This window comes from Mesorhizobium sp. WSM1386 (assembly GCF_055901595.1).
The window spans coordinates 1,718,514-1,731,540 of the sequence record NZ_CM148373.1 but is presented as its reverse complement, the minus strand read 5'-3'; the positions used below and the strand labels follow the sequence as shown (position 1 = coordinate 1,731,540).

The following is a 13,027-nucleotide window of genomic DNA, read 5'->3' as shown; positions in this document are numbered from 1 at the left end:
GTGCAAGCGAAGCCGCATCGACCCAGGAAAAAGGCGGCGAGATCGACCCGCCGCCTTTTCCCGTGCCGTGTGAATGTGCAGCGATTATTTATACAGGCTGTTGATCCACTGGATGTTGGCGGCGTTCAGACGCACGGCGGTGTTCGCGTCGGGGCTTTCGGCCACGTTGACGCCGGTGATGATGCGCTGCTTGGAGTTGTTGTCATAGGCATAGACCGAGCTGCCGCTCGAGCCCGGGAACGTATCGCAGTCATACTGGAAATATTCCGGACCGATGTTCTCGGCATGCACTTCGCAGCTTGCCTTCCACATCGTGCCCATCGGCTTGTCGCCGGGATAGCCGACGAGGTTGGCGGTGAAGTCGCCGAGATCGTCATAATTGGCGTAGCCCAGCCAGCCCAAATTGGTGCCGACATCCTGCTTCAGCGTCACGATGCCGAGATCCCACGGGATGACCGAACCGTAATAGCCCTGGTAATTGTCGATGAAGCCCTGCAGCACATAGGCACTTTCATAAGCGAAGGCGCCGAACGGCGCGTCGTCTGCCGTGCTGCCGTTGAGGCCCGGCACGAACAGATAGTCCGCCAACCAGTCCTTGTCCTCATGGCTGTAGAGGCAATGCGCCGCGGTGAGAACGGTGCGCGGACCGATCAGCGTTGCCGAGCAGCTGCCGAAGCCGGTCTTCGACTTGGCTTCGAGATAGCCGATCGCCGAGAACGGATAGGTCTTGGTGTTCTTGACCTGCACCCGATCGTCGGGGCCGAAAACCTGCCGCCCGGCTTCGCCTTCGCCAAGGTCCGGATCATCGGTCTCGCGCTGGGCCCCGTCCGCGCCATCCGCCGGCGCGTTCAGTTGCTTGATGATAAGCTCCCGCAGCGCCTCGCTTGGCTCGATCTTGATCTCCTTGCCATCGGCGGAACGCCCGACGATGCCATAGGATTTGACAGCCGTTGCCTCGTCGGCGAGCGGCGCGGCGCGGCTGTCTTCATCGGTCAGCTTGGGCGGTGCGATCGGCTTTGCCCGCCCAGGCGTGAAATCGCCCGAAGTCACGTCCCGCATGCTTTCGCCGTTGCCGGCACTGGCTGAGCCGGGGTCGGCAGCGAAAGCGGGGACCGTCCATATTGCAGTGGACAGCAATACGGACGCAATCATAGCGTTTGTCAGTTTTGTCATGGTGAGACTCTCCCAAAAGTCAGCAAGGACTGGATCAAAATACAGAAATATTGTCGAGATCGTGGTGGCGTCGAAAAATCAGCAAGCCTATCGGCGCGCAGGCCGGATCGTTATTTGCCATGGTCAATCAAAAGCCCCCGCCAAAATGACCCTACCCGATATACTGCCTAAAATAATCCTAGATTGGCAATGATAAATCGCTTCCACCTAGCCCGTGGGGGGCTATAGGATTTTGTGCGGGTTCTGCTCGCGGGCACGGTTAGCAAAAGTGGGATTCGGTTTTGTGACCGATCGCGCGCCGATTGAACGCGGCAAGTGATCGGATGTCCGAACCGGCACCGCCTCCTTGCACAATGCCCGGCGCCGGTCCGCGCGGGAAATTGTCTTAGGAGGGGTTCAGGTGCACATCACAAATCGGTTCGGGTCGATCGTTGCCGCTTCGCTGCTTGGCGTCGCCGCTGCCGTCACATTCATCAACACCGGCCAGGCGGGCGAAGGCAACGCAAGACCCGAAGCGGCTGTCTCGCCGATGAAGCGCGTGACCGATGCCAGGGCAAAGGCCGCGGCGGAGAACCCGGACGGCGCCGACCGGGTCTACGGCGGCAACCAGGCCGAGAAGGGCGCCTATCCGTTCCAGGTCGCGTTGCTCACCACCGAGAGGCTGGATGAGAACCCGGCCTCGCAGGCCAACGCACAGTTCTGCGGCGGCAGCCTGATCGCGCCGCAATGGGTGCTGACGGCGGCACACTGTCTCAACGACAACGGCCAGCCGATCTCACCTGGCTCCGTTACCGTGCTGACCGGCGCCACCGAGCTCAGCGAAGGCAAGCGCCACAAGGTGGCTGAAGTCATCGTCAACGAGGGCTACAGCGAGCAGACGCTCGACAACGACCTCGGCCTGCTCCGGCTTGCCGAGCCGGCCGATGCGCCGGCCATCAAGGTCACCCATGACGCGACCCCCGAGGCCGGCAAGACCACGGTCACCGGCTGGGGCAAGATGCAGGACGGGACATTTCCGACCACGCTGATGGTCGCCGACCTCGACTTGCAACCCAACAGCGCCTGCAACACCGGCATCAAGGCCATCTATGCGCATGACCTGAAGGCTGCACTTGGCGATCTGTCCCATCGCATGCGCTATTCGGAAAAGGGTATCGACGCCGCCGCGAACGCGATCGCCGCCGACATGACGGATCCGCTGACTGGCAACATGATCTGCGCCGGCACGACCAGCGGCGTGCGTGACGCCTGCAATGGCGACAGCGGCGGCCCGCTGTTCATGGTCGGCGCCGACGGCCCGGTCCAGGTTGGCGTCGTCAGCTGGGGTGAAGGCCCGGCGGACGGAAGTGCAGCCTGCGGCCATAAGGATGCCTACGGCATCTACACGCGGCTGGCCAACTACACCGGCTGGATCGAAGCCAAGATGAAGACCTCGACGCCGGCGCCGGAAAAACCCAAGGCGGGGCTAGGCACGGCCCAGAAGCCGAAAGCACCCTGAGCCGGCGATAGCGCGCAAAATGGCGGGAGAGGCTCCCGCCATTTTGTTTGCCGGCTTGATGCGCGCGCCTTACTTCCTCGGCGGACCTTTGCGCTCGGCGGAGGCCGCCCACAGATTGATATCGGACTCACGCGCGTAAGTGTCGATCTCGGCCAATTCGGCATCGCTGAAGTCGAGCACCTTGAGCGCTCCGACGCAGTCCTCGACTTGCTCCGGCCGGCTGGCGCCGATCAACGCCGAGGTCACTTTGCCCCTGCGCAGCACCCAGGCGAGCGCCATCTGCGCCAACGTCTGGCCGCGTTTGCCGGCGATCGTATTAAGCGCCTTGATATTGGCGATGGTGCGGTCGTTGATAAAGGCTGTCTTCAGCGACTTGCCCTGGGAAGCGCGGCTACCCTCGGGAATGCCGCCAAGATATTTGTCGGTCAGCATGCCTTGCGCCAGCGGCGAGAACACGATGGAGCCGACGCCGAGCCCTTCGAGGGTGTCGAGCAGGCCGTCATCCTCGACCCAGCGGTTGAGCATCGAATAGCTCGGCTGGTGGATGACGCATGGCGTGCCGAGCTGCCGCAATATGTCGGCGGCTTCGCGGGTGCGCTGCGAATTGTAGGACGAGATCCCGGCATAGAGCGCCTTGCCCGAACGCACCGCATGGTCGAGTGCACCCATGGTTTCTTCCAGCGGCGTGTCGGGATCGAAGCGATGTGAATAGAAGATATCGACATAGTCGAGCCCCATCCGCTTCAGGCTCTGGTCAAGGCTGGCCAGCATGTATTTGCGCCCGCCCCATTCACCGTAGGGACCGGCCCACATTTCATAACCGGCCTTGGTCGAGATGATCAGCTCGTCGCGATAACCGGCGAAATCCGTCCGCAGGATTTCGCCGAAAGCGGTCTCGGCCGAGCCGGGCGGCGGGCCATAATTGTTGGCGAGGTCGAAATGGGTGATGCCGAGATCGAAGGCCTTGCGGGCGATCGCCTGCTTGGTCCTGTGCGGCGTGTCATTGCCGAAATTGTGCCACAGCCCGAGTGAGATCGCCGGCAGTTTGAGGCCGGACCGTCCGCAACGGTTGTAGATCATTTTCTCATAGCGGTTTTCGGCAGGGATGTAGCGCATGACAGGAATCCTCGAATTTGAACGGAGGGAGCACGGTCATCGTTGCCTGATAACAGTGCCCGCGCCCCCTCCTTACCCTCTCCCCGGCCGAACGGGGAGAGGGGGTAAATCAAAATTATCGATAATCCTGCGCCTACTTTGTCTTCGCCAGCAATTCCTTGGCTGCCTTGACGCCAAGAGCGGCCGGCCGCTCACAAGTGGTCTGCATGGCGACGAATTTGCCGGTCTCGCCGGAGCGCAATATGCCGGTCATGACATCGACGGCATGCAGCGCCAGCTCCATCGAACAGCGGTGCGGCCGCCCTTCGGCGATTGCCAGCGCCATGTCGGCGAGGCCGGCGGTGCGGTAATTGGCCATCAGGCCCTGGCCGTGCATTTCGTTCGGGATGCCAAGCGGATGCTTCCACTTCGGCAGCTTCTTGACCGGCTTGCCTTCGGCGGTAAAGCGCACCTCGCCACCGAAGAAGTTCGGATCCGGTACGAACACGGTCCCCGCTTCGCCATAGAGTTCCATCGGCGCGTGGCCGTGAGCCCAGACGTCCCAGCTGGTGTTCAGCGTCACCACGGCGCCATTCTCGAACTCCAGCAGGCCATGGATGGTGGTCGGCGTGTTGACCGGGATTTTTTCGCCGGCGCGCGGCTTTGAGCTGATCGTCCGTTCTTTGGCCGGGGTTATCGCGAAGGCCGCCACCTGCTTCACCGGTCCGATCAACTGGATCAGATTGGTGATATAGTACGGCCCGATATCGAGCACCGGCCCCGCACCCGGCTGGAAGAAGAAATCCGGATTGGGGTGCCAATGCTCCATGCCATGGCCCATGACGTGGCAGGTGCCGCTGGTGATCTTGCCAAGCTTTCCCTCGTCGATCAGTTCACGCACCAACTGGTGCGCGCCGCCGAGGAAGGTGTCGGGCGCCGAGCCGATGCGCAGCCCCTTCTTTTCCGCCCGCGCCTTGAGGTCCAGGCCCTCTTTGAGCGACAGCACGAACGGCTTTTCCGAATAGACGTGCTTGCCGGCATCGAGCACCTGTTTCGACACCTCATAATGCACGGCCGGTACCGTCAGGTTGACGACAATGTCGATATCATCGGCCTTGAGCAGGTTCTCGACGGTCTCGGCGCGCAACTTGAACTCCTTCGCCCGCGCCTTGGCCACATCCATGTTTATGTCGGCGCAGGCGCGCATCTCGATGCCGCGAAACAGCGGCGCCAGCGAAAAATACGCCTTCGAGATGTTGCCGCAGCCAATGACGCCAATACCCAATTTCTTTGCCATTATGATTGTTCCTAGTAGTTCTTGACGGTTGCGATCGAGCGGCGGGCGAAGCGCTCGATATCGTTGGGATTGTCCTGTTCCATGACAAAGTATTTTGCCGCGCTCTTGGCCCGCAGCACCCTGATGAGGCCGGCCCAGTCGATCGTGCCGTGGCCGACATCCGACCAGCCATCCTCGTCCAGCCCCTCGCCCGGCTTGGCGATGTCCTTCACATGCACGGCGACGATGCGCTTGCCGTGCTTTTCGATCCAGGGCAACGGATCGGCGCCGCCGCGCACCACCCAGGCAAGGTCCATCTCCCAGCCGACATCAGGGGCGGAAGAAAGGATGTGATCCTGCGGCACCGAGCCGTCGGCCAGTGCCTTGAACTCGAAATCATGGTTGTGCCAGGCAAAGCCGTAGCCGGCCTTCGACGCCACCTCGCCGACCTTGGCCAGGCGCTCGCCGAAGCCGCGCCAGCCGGCGCTGTCGGACGGCCTGTCCTCGGCCATCAGATAGGGGCAGATCAAGAGTTTGATGCCGAGCGCATCGGCGATCTTGCGGACGCCGCCGAAGTCGTTCTCCAGCGCATCGATGGAAAAATGCCCGGTCGGCATGGCAAGTCCGTTCTTGTCGAGTTCGGCACGGAAGGCCTTGGGATCGTCATAGACGCCGCCAAAGCCTTCGACCTGTGTATAGCCGAGCTTGCCGAGTGTCTCGAGCACGCCTTCCCAGGGCTGGAAATTGCGGGCGCTGTAAAGTTGGAATGACCAGTTCATCGTCTTTGTCCGTTTTGCTTGTTTTGCTTTGGGGATGGTTATTCGGGCGTTAGATGCGGCTGCCGGTTTCGGCGTTGAATAGCGAGGCTCGCATCGGGTCGAAGCCCACCGTCACCGCCTCGTCGTTTTTGGGCGTGCGTTCCGAGGTGACCCGGACGCTGAATTTCTGCTCGGCAAGCTTCAGCCACACCAGCGTGTCGGAGCCCATCGGTTCGACCACCTCGACATTGGCCGCTGTCGAGAACGGCCAGCCCGTGCCGCTGTTCAGACTGACATGTTCAGGCCTGATGCCGAACACCGCTGGGCCGGCTTCCGGTTGCCCGTCGAACTGATAGGTGCCGAGTGGAATATTGAGATCTTCGGCCACAAAGAACCAGCCGTCACCGCGCTTGTCCAGCCGCCCTTCGACGAAGTTCATTGCCGGCGAACCGAGGAAGCCCGCCACGAACCGATTGACCGGGCGGTTGTAGATGGTCTGCGGCGCGTCGAGCTGCTGGATGACACCGCCCTTCATAACCGCGATCCGGTCGGCCAGGGTCATCGCCTCGATCTGGTCGTGGGTGACGTAGATCATGGTGTTCTGCAGCCTGCGGTGCAAAAGCTTGATCTCGACGCGCAGTTCCGAGCGCAGTTTGGCATCGAGATTGGACAGCGGCTCGTCGAACAGGAAGACGTCGACATCGCGCACCAGCGCCCGCCCGATCGCTACCCGCTGGCGTTGGCCGCCGGAAAGCGCCGAGGGCTTGCGCTGCAGCAGCGGTTCGATCTGCAGGATCTCGGCGGCGCGCGCGATGCGTTTGGCGATCTCGCCCCTGGCCAGGCCCGCGACACGCAGGCCGAAGGATAGGTTCTTCTCCACCGTCATTTGCGGATAGAGCGCGTAGGACTGGAACACCATGCCGATGCCACGGTCCTTGGGCTCTTCCCAGGTGACGTTCTTGCCCTTGATGAAGATGCGGCCCTTCGAGATGTCGAGCAGCCCGGCAATGCAGTTGAGCAAGGTCGACTTGCCGCATCCGGAGGGTCCCAGCAGCACGATGAACTCGCCATCGGCGATATCGAGATTGAGCGTCTGCAGAACCGACACCGCGCCGTAGTTCAGCGACAGGTTCTGGATCGATACGCTGGGATTTTCAATTTCTGCCATCATCACCCTTTCACCGCGCCGGCGGCAATGCCACGCACGAAAAGCCTGCCGGAAATGAAGTAGATGACGAGCGGGACCAGCCCGGTCAGGATCGTAGCCGCCATATTGACGTTGTATTCCTTCACGCCCTGCACCGAGTTGACGATATTGTTGAGCTGCACCGTCATCGGATAGGTGTCGGGGCGGGTGTAGACGACGCCGAACAGGAAGTCGTTCCAGATGCCGGTCACCTGCAGGATGACGGCGACGACGAAGATCGGCAGCGACATCGGCACCATGATGCGCAGGTAGATGCCCCAGAATCCGGCACCATCGACACGCGCCGCCCGGAACAGTTCCTCCGGCATGGAGGTGAAATAGTTGCGGAACAGAAGCGTCAGGATCGGCATGCCGAAAATGGAATGGACGATGACCAGGCCGCTGAGGCTGCCATAGAGTCCGATCTCGCGCAGGATGATGACGATCGGATAGATCATCACCTGATAGGGAATGAACGCACCGACGATGAGGATGATGAAGAACGTGTCGGCGCCCTTGAAGCGCCAGTTGGCCAGCGCATAGCCGTTTACGGAGGCAATCGCGATCGACAGGATCACCGAGGGAACGGTGATGCGAACCGAGTTCCAGAAGCCACGCGAAAGCCCATCGCAATTGAGCCCGGTGCAAGCCGTCGACCACGCCTTGACCCAGGGCTCGAAGGTGATCTCGAGCGGCGGCGAGAAGATGTTGCCGAGGCGGATTTCCGGCATGCCCTTGAGCGAGGTGACGATCATCACATAGAGCGGCAAGAGGTAGTAGAGCGCCACCAGGATGAGCGTGCCATAGAGGAAGATGTTGCGGCGCGAGAACATGTGACGCGGCTTCGGTCCATTGGGTTCCGAGGCATCGGCTCGAATGGTGCCGGACGGTGCGGACGGGGAAACGGCATGATCAGACACGCTTCCTGCCTCCGAATTCGAGATAGGCCCACGGCACGATGACGATCATCACCGAGAGCAGCATCATGGTCGAGGCGGCAAAACCCTGGCCGAGATTCTGGGCGAAAAACATGTAGTCGTAGACATACTTTGCCGGCACTTCCGACGCGATGCCAGGCCCGCCGCTGGTCTGGGCGACGACCAGGTCGTAGACCTTGACGATGCCCGATGCGATGATGACCAGGGTGGTGATGAAGACCGGTCGCATCATCGGGATGATGATGAACAGATAGGTCTTCCACATCGGTATCCCGTCGACCCGCGCCGCCTTCCAGATGTCCTCGTCGATGCCGCGCAGGCCGGCCAGCATCAGGCACATGATCAGCCCGGTGCCTTGCCACAGCGCGGCGATCGATATGCCGTAGATGACGATGCTGGAATTGTAGAGCGGATCGAAATTGAAGCTTGTCCAGCCAAGGCCTCGTATCACGCCCTGGATACCGAAATCCGGATTGAGCAGCCATTGCCATACAAGACCGGTGACGATGAAGGAGAGAGCGAAGGGATAGAGGAAGATCGTGCGGAACGTGTCCTCGAAACGGATCTTCTGGTCGAGCAGAGCGGCCAGAATGAAGCCGATCACCAGCGAGAACACCAGCGAGATCACGCCATAGATCAGAAGATTCTCGATCGAAATCAGCCAGCGCGGAGTCGCCCACAACCGGTGATACTGGTCGAGGCCGACGAAATTCAGCCGCGGCAACAGCTTCGAATTGGTGAAGGAATAGAGCACCGTCCACGCTGTGCCGCCAACGAACACCACCAGCGCGGTGAGGATCATCGGGATCGAGGCGATCTTCGCATTCAAGTTGCGAAACAGTCGAATGGGGCGTTCGCTCTTGCTCATCGGAACAGCCATGCTGGATCGGGTAAGGGCGGCGGGCTCCCGGCCCGGTTTTGCACCAAGCCGGGAGGAAGGGAATTTGCCTGCGATATCAGTCCGCCGTCGCGATGATATCGGCGAAGCGCTTCTGTGCCTCTTCGAGCGTCATCTCGGGCTTGGCGAAGAACTCGGAGAACAGGTCCTCCTTCTGCTTCTGGCTGTCCTGCGAAAGCAGCTGGTCTGTCCACGGCATGACGGCGCCCTTGGCCAGGATGGCGAGGCCCTTCTTCATGCAGTCGTTGGCTGCGTTGAGGTCGACGTCGCCACGTACCGGCAGGGAGCCCTTCTTGAGGTTGAAAGCGACCTGGGTCTTGGGATCGAGCAATGTCTCGGCCAGCACTTCCTGCGCCTTGGACTTGTCGGCATCCTTGAGCAGCGGGAAATAGAAGGCATCGCCACCGGTGGCGATGACCTCATTCAGGCCGAGGCCGGGAAGGCAGGTATAGTCCTTGCCGGCGGTCTTGCCGGCCACCTGGAATTCACCTTGCGCCCAGTCGCCCATGATCTGGCCGCCGGCCTTGCCGGTGATGACCATGTTAGTGGCCTGGTTCCAGTCCTGCACATTGGTATTCTTGGCCATCTTGCGCGCATCATCGGCCGCCTTGAACACCTTGGCGACCTCGGGACCGGCGGCGAACTTGGCGTCCTTGTCCTTGTAGACCTTGAGGAAGGTGTCGGTGCCGCCGACCGCGGCAAGCAACACGTCGAAAGCGCCGGACGACTGCCAGGCCTGCCCGCCGACCGCGAGCGGCACGATGCCTGCCTTCTCCAGCGCCGGGGCGGCGGCGACGTATTCATTCCAGTTCTTCGGCACCGGCACGCCGGCCTTCTCGAACGCGGCGTTCGACAGCCACAGCCACTGCCAGGAGTGGATGTTTACCGGCACGCAATAGATCTTGCCATCGATGGTGCAGCTGTCGAGCAGGCTCTTCGGCCGCACGACCTCGGTCCATTTGCCCTTGGTGGCGACATCGGTGAGGTCGCGCATCAGGCCGGCCTGCACCAGCTCTTCCGCTTGCCGGCCGTGATTGAACTGGGTGGCGCCCATCGGATCGCCGCCGGTGATGCGGCTGATCATGATCGGCCGCGCCGTGCCGCCGGAGCCGGCAATGGCGCCATCGACCCAATGGTTGCCGGTGGCGTCGAAAGCCTTGGCGAGTTCCGCGACCGCCGCCGCCTCGCCGCCGGAGGTCCACCAATGAGTGACTTCCAGGTCCGTCGCGGCGGCTTGGCCGGCGAACTGCAGAGCGGCCGTTGCCGCCAGCGCGGCGGTCAAAAGTTTGTATCGCATTTCGGTTCCTCCCAGAATCTGAAACGTTACAGATTTTCGATACGGCAATTGCGCGAATGGCGCAAGCCCTTGAGCAAACGGGCTTCGACATTTTTTCGAGCCGTGAACAAATTCGGTCGAAAACCCGTGCCGATGTGCACCGCAGCATAGATCGCTGCGACGCAAAAACACCCCACAGTGCATTAAAGCCGGCAAAAATCCGTGATCAAGGCATTTTCCTCTGGAATCCCAATAGGTTTCGCAAAACGCGCCATCACGTCTCGGACACGCTCAAGCCTGGCGACATTGGCAATCTGTAACGTTTCAGTATATTGAGCCAATTCTGGCTGGAGCGCATATCGTATCGCAATGACGGCGATTGCCGACCCAGCCTGCGGCTGCTATGCGCCTGACGGGCGGGACGAATGGACAGACGGCGTACGGACAAGAATGACGAGGCGTCGGCGCAAGGGCGGCCGACGTTGAAGACGCTTGCCTTCATGACCGGGCTCGGCGTCACTACCGTCTCGCGCGCCTTGAAGGATGCTCCGGAGATCGGCGCCGAGACCAGGCGCCGCGTCCAGTTGGTCGCCAAGCAGATCGGCTACCGGCCGAACCGCGCCGGTGTGCGATTGCGCACGGGCAAGACCAATGTCATCAGCCTCGTGCTCAACACCGAGCAGGAGATCATGAGTTTTGTCTCCGACATAATATATGGCGTCTCGGAGGTCATTGCCGACACGCCCTACCACCTGATCGTCACGCCTTATTCGCGCTCTCAGGATCCGCTCGACCCCATACGCTATCTGGTCGAGACCGGTTCCGCCGACGGCGTCATCATTTCACGCACGCAGCCGAACGACGCCAGGGCGCGCTACATGCTGGAACACGGCATTCCCTTTGCCACGCATGGACGCACCGAGATGGGGCTGGTTCATCCCTATCATGATTTCGACAACTACGCCTTCGCGGTGGAAGCCGTGCGGCGCCTGGCCGGCATTGGCCGCCGCAGGCTCGCTTTGCTTGCGCCTCCGGTCGGGCTGACCTATCACAGCCACACCGTCAACGGCTTTGCCGACGCGCTGAGCGAGGTCGGCGCCAGCGAGATCCCGTTCAGCACCGTGTCGATCGATCAGTCGATCGAGCAGATCAGGACGAGGACCGCGCAGTTGATGCGCCGCGACGTCAGGCCGGACGGCTTCGTCAGCAGCGCCGCCGCCGCGACGCTCGCGCTCGTCGCCGGCATCGAGGATGCCGGCCTCAAGCTCGGTCGTGACGTCGACATCGTCTCCAAGCAGTCGTCGGACCTTTTGCATTTGTTCCGGCCGGAACTGCTGATCGTCAACGAGAACTTCCGGCTGGCGGGCTCCGAGCTCGCCCGCTCCGTGCTCGGCTGGATCGGCGGCGCCGCGCCCGGCACGCTGCAGTCGCTCAGCGTGCCGGGTGAAGTCCTGGCCTACAGACGTTCGGGCGACTAACCCGCCGCGCCGCTGCCCCACGGGCCGTGGAACGCGCCCTGTTCGCCGATGCGTTCGAAGCCATGCGCGCCGAAGAAGTCACGCTGCGCCTGGATCAGGTTGGAGGTGCCGCGGCCCTGGCGATAGCTGTCGAAATAGGCAAGCGCCGAAGCCAGCGCTGGCACCGGCGAGCCGGCCTCGGAAGCCCTGGCCACGGCGCGCCGCAGCGACGGGTGCGCCTCCTGCATCATGGTGATGAAGGCCGGCGCCATCAAAAGATTGGTCGAAGCGCCGCCGCTGCCGAAAGCCTCGGCCATCGTATCCAGCATCTGCGAGCGGATGATGCAGCCGGCCCGCCAGATCTTGGCGATGGTCGGCATCGGCAGGTTCCAGTTGAACTCCTTCGAGGCGCCGCTCATCACAGCGAAGCCTTGCGCGTAGGCGGATATCTTGCCGGCGAATAGCGCCAGTTCGAGGTCTTTCAGCAGCGCATCCTTGTCGCCGGAAATTTTCGTCACGCCGATGTTGCCATAGGCCTTTTGCGCCGCCTGCCGCTCGTCCTTGATCGACGACAGAACGCGCGCCGCCACCGCCGCCTCGATCGCGGTCGCCGGAATGCCGAGCTGCTGCGCCTCGATGACCGACCATTTGCCGGTGCCCTTCTGGCCGGCGCGGTCGAGAATGATGTCGACCACCGGCTTGCCGGTCTTCGGATCGTCGGCGGCCAGCACCTTGGCGGTGATCTCGATCAGGTAAGAATTGAGCCGGCCCTTGTTCCAGGTTTCAAACACCGTGCCGATGTCCTTCGGCCCCATGCCCAGGCCGTCGCGCAGGATGCCGTATATCTCGGCGATCATCTGCATGTCGGCATATTCGATGCCATTGTGGATGGTCTTGACGAAATGCCCGGCGCCGTCGGTGCCGAGCCAGGCGGCACACGGCTCGTCCTTGAACTTGGCGGAGATCGCCGTCAGCACCTTCTCGACACGCTTCCAGCTATCTTCGGTGCCGCCGACCATGATAGACGGCCCGTGGCGCGCGCCCTCCTCGCCGCCCGACACACCCATGCCGATGAAGGTCAGGCCCGAGCCCGAAAGCTCGGAGAAGCGCCGCATCGTGTCACGGAAATTGGCGTTACCCGCATCGATGACGATGTCGTTGGCCGACAGCACGCCGCGCAAGGCTTCGATCTGCTCGTCGACCGGCTTGCCGGCCAGCACCATGATAATGATCGGGCGCGGCGGCCGGATCGCGGCGGCGAGCTCTTCCAGGCTGTAACAGGGAACAACCATATCCCTGAGCGCGCCGGCATTCTCGACGAAAGCGTCGGTGCGCGCCCTTGTGCGGTTGAAGACGGCGATGCGGTGCCCGTGCTCGGCGATGTTGAGCGCCAGGTTGGAGCCCATCGTGCCAAGGCCGATCAGGCCGATTTCGGCTTTTTCCATCGTTTCTTCCCTGCTTTCGGATTTTGT

The 13,027-nt window shown here is 62.0% G+C and carries 12 protein-coding genes; 3 read left to right on the top strand and 9 right to left on the bottom strand.

The features are described 5' to 3' along the window. Nucleotides 1-84: 84 nt before the first annotated feature. Entirely contained in the window at nt 85-1,173 is a 1,089-nt protein-coding gene (locus AC0NIH_RS08470; protein WP_023764008.1) for a trypsin-like serine peptidase, read from the bottom strand. Nucleotides 1,174-1,573: 400 nt separating this feature from the next. Between AC0NIH_RS08470 and AC0NIH_RS08465 the strand changes: the two genes are divergently transcribed. Continuing rightward, entirely contained in the window at nt 1,574-2,671 is a 1,098-nt protein-coding gene (locus AC0NIH_RS08465; protein WP_023764007.1) for a S1 family serine peptidase, read from the top strand. 69 nt (nt 2,672-2,740) lie between these two features. On the opposite strand, the gene mgrA is transcribed toward AC0NIH_RS08465, so the two are convergent. The 7 genes from mgrA to AC0NIH_RS08430 all read right to left on the bottom strand — a co-directional run bounded on the left by mgrA (nt 2,741) and on the right by AC0NIH_RS08430 (nt 10,119). Continuing rightward, the gene (gene mgrA, locus AC0NIH_RS08460) at nt 2,741-3,787 is read right to left on the bottom strand and encodes an L-glyceraldehyde 3-phosphate reductase (protein ID WP_473463785.1); all 1,047 of its coding nucleotides are present in this window, start codon (nt 3,785-3,787) and stop codon (nt 2,741-2,743) included. 133 nt (nt 3,788-3,920) lie between these two features. Beyond that, the gene (locus tag AC0NIH_RS08455) at nt 3,921-5,063 is read right to left on the bottom strand and encodes a Gfo/Idh/MocA family protein (protein ID WP_473463782.1); all 1,143 of its coding nucleotides are present in this window, start codon (nt 5,061-5,063) and stop codon (nt 3,921-3,923) included. Between the two features lie 11 nt (nt 5,064-5,074). Beyond that, nucleotides 5,075-5,821: a sugar phosphate isomerase/epimerase family protein gene (locus tag AC0NIH_RS08450; protein WP_473463780.1), complete on the bottom strand. Its 747-nt coding sequence runs from the start codon at nt 5,819-5,821 to the stop codon at nt 5,075-5,077. 49 nt (nt 5,822-5,870) lie between these two features. Continuing rightward, a complete protein-coding gene (locus tag AC0NIH_RS08445) occupies nt 5,871-6,968 on the bottom strand; it encodes an ABC transporter ATP-binding protein (RefSeq protein WP_473463925.1) in 1,098 nt (365 codons plus the stop codon). 2 nt (nt 6,969-6,970) lie between these two features. Further along, complete coding sequence (locus AC0NIH_RS08440; RefSeq protein WP_224687468.1) at nt 6,971-7,864, bottom strand: carbohydrate ABC transporter permease; 894 nt, start codon at nt 7,862-7,864, stop codon at nt 6,971-6,973. Nucleotides 7,865-7,898: 34 nt separating this feature from the next. Then, nucleotides 7,899-8,792, bottom strand: a complete 894-nt coding sequence (locus AC0NIH_RS08435; protein ID WP_023764001.1) for a carbohydrate ABC transporter permease — start codon at nt 8,790-8,792, stop codon at nt 7,899-7,901. An 88-nt stretch (nt 8,793-8,880) separates the two neighbouring features. Beyond that, nucleotides 8,881-10,119 carry an ABC transporter substrate-binding protein gene (locus tag AC0NIH_RS08430; protein ID WP_023764000.1) on the bottom strand — a complete coding sequence of 413 codons (1,239 nt, stop codon included), beginning with the start codon at nt 10,117-10,119 and terminating at the stop codon, nt 8,881-8,883. Between the two features lie 56 nt (nt 10,120-10,175). Here AC0NIH_RS08430 and AC0NIH_RS08425 point away from each other — a divergent pair, with 56 nt between their 5' ends. Both AC0NIH_RS08425 and AC0NIH_RS08420 read left to right on the top strand, forming a co-directional pair. After that, entirely contained in the window at nt 10,176-10,418 is a 243-nt protein-coding gene (locus AC0NIH_RS08425) for a hypothetical protein (RefSeq protein WP_473463776.1), read from the top strand. A gap of 105 nt (nt 10,419-10,523) precedes the next feature. After that, nucleotides 10,524-11,576 carry a LacI family transcriptional regulator gene (locus AC0NIH_RS08420; protein WP_023763999.1) on the top strand — a complete coding sequence of 351 codons (1,053 nt, stop codon included), beginning with the start codon at nt 10,524-10,526 and terminating at the stop codon, nt 11,574-11,576. Here the strand turns inward: AC0NIH_RS08420 and gndA are convergent. Next, nucleotides 11,573-13,000, bottom strand: coding sequence for an NADP-dependent phosphogluconate dehydrogenase (gndA, locus tag AC0NIH_RS08415; protein WP_473463774.1), 1,428 nt, complete (start codon nt 12,998-13,000; stop codon nt 11,573-11,575). The two genes, AC0NIH_RS08420 and gndA, sit on opposite strands and share 4 nt — an antisense overlap. Between the last annotated feature and the right edge of the window lie 27 nt (nt 13,001-13,027).

What these genes read in the sequence shown, in the direction of transcription:
- AC0NIH_RS08430 (WP_023764000.1), bottom strand. Translation starts at nt 10,119, where the DNA reads ATGCGATACAAACTTTTGACCGCCGCGCTGGCGGCAACGGCCGCTCTG.
- AC0NIH_RS08450 (WP_473463780.1), bottom strand. Translation starts at nt 5,821, where the DNA reads ATGAACTGGTCATTCCAACTTTACAGCGCCCGCAATTTCCAGCCCTGG.
- AC0NIH_RS08455 (WP_473463782.1), bottom strand. Translation starts at nt 5,063, where the DNA reads ATGGCAAAGAAATTGGGTATTGGCGTCATTGGCTGCGGCAACATCTCG.
- AC0NIH_RS08420 (WP_023763999.1), top strand. Translation starts at nt 10,524, where the DNA reads ATGGACAGACGGCGTACGGACAAGAATGACGAGGCGTCGGCGCAAGGG.
- AC0NIH_RS08445 (WP_473463925.1), bottom strand. Translation starts at nt 6,968, where the DNA reads ATGGCAGAAATTGAAAATCCCAGCGTATCGATCCAGAACCTGTCGCTG.
- AC0NIH_RS08470 (WP_023764008.1), bottom strand. Translation starts at nt 1,173, where the DNA reads ATGACAAAACTGACAAACGCTATGATTGCGTCCGTATTGCTGTCCACT.
- mgrA (WP_473463785.1), bottom strand. Translation starts at nt 3,787, where the DNA reads ATGCGCTACATCCCTGCCGAAAACCGCTATGAGAAAATGATCTACAAC.
- AC0NIH_RS08425 (WP_473463776.1), top strand. Translation starts at nt 10,176, where the DNA reads ATGGCGCAAGCCCTTGAGCAAACGGGCTTCGACATTTTTTCGAGCCGT.
- AC0NIH_RS08435 (WP_023764001.1), bottom strand. Translation starts at nt 8,792, where the DNA reads ATGAGCAAGAGCGAACGCCCCATTCGACTGTTTCGCAACTTGAATGCG.
- gndA (WP_473463774.1), bottom strand. Translation starts at nt 13,000, where the DNA reads ATGGAAAAAGCCGAAATCGGCCTGATCGGCCTTGGCACGATGGGCTCC.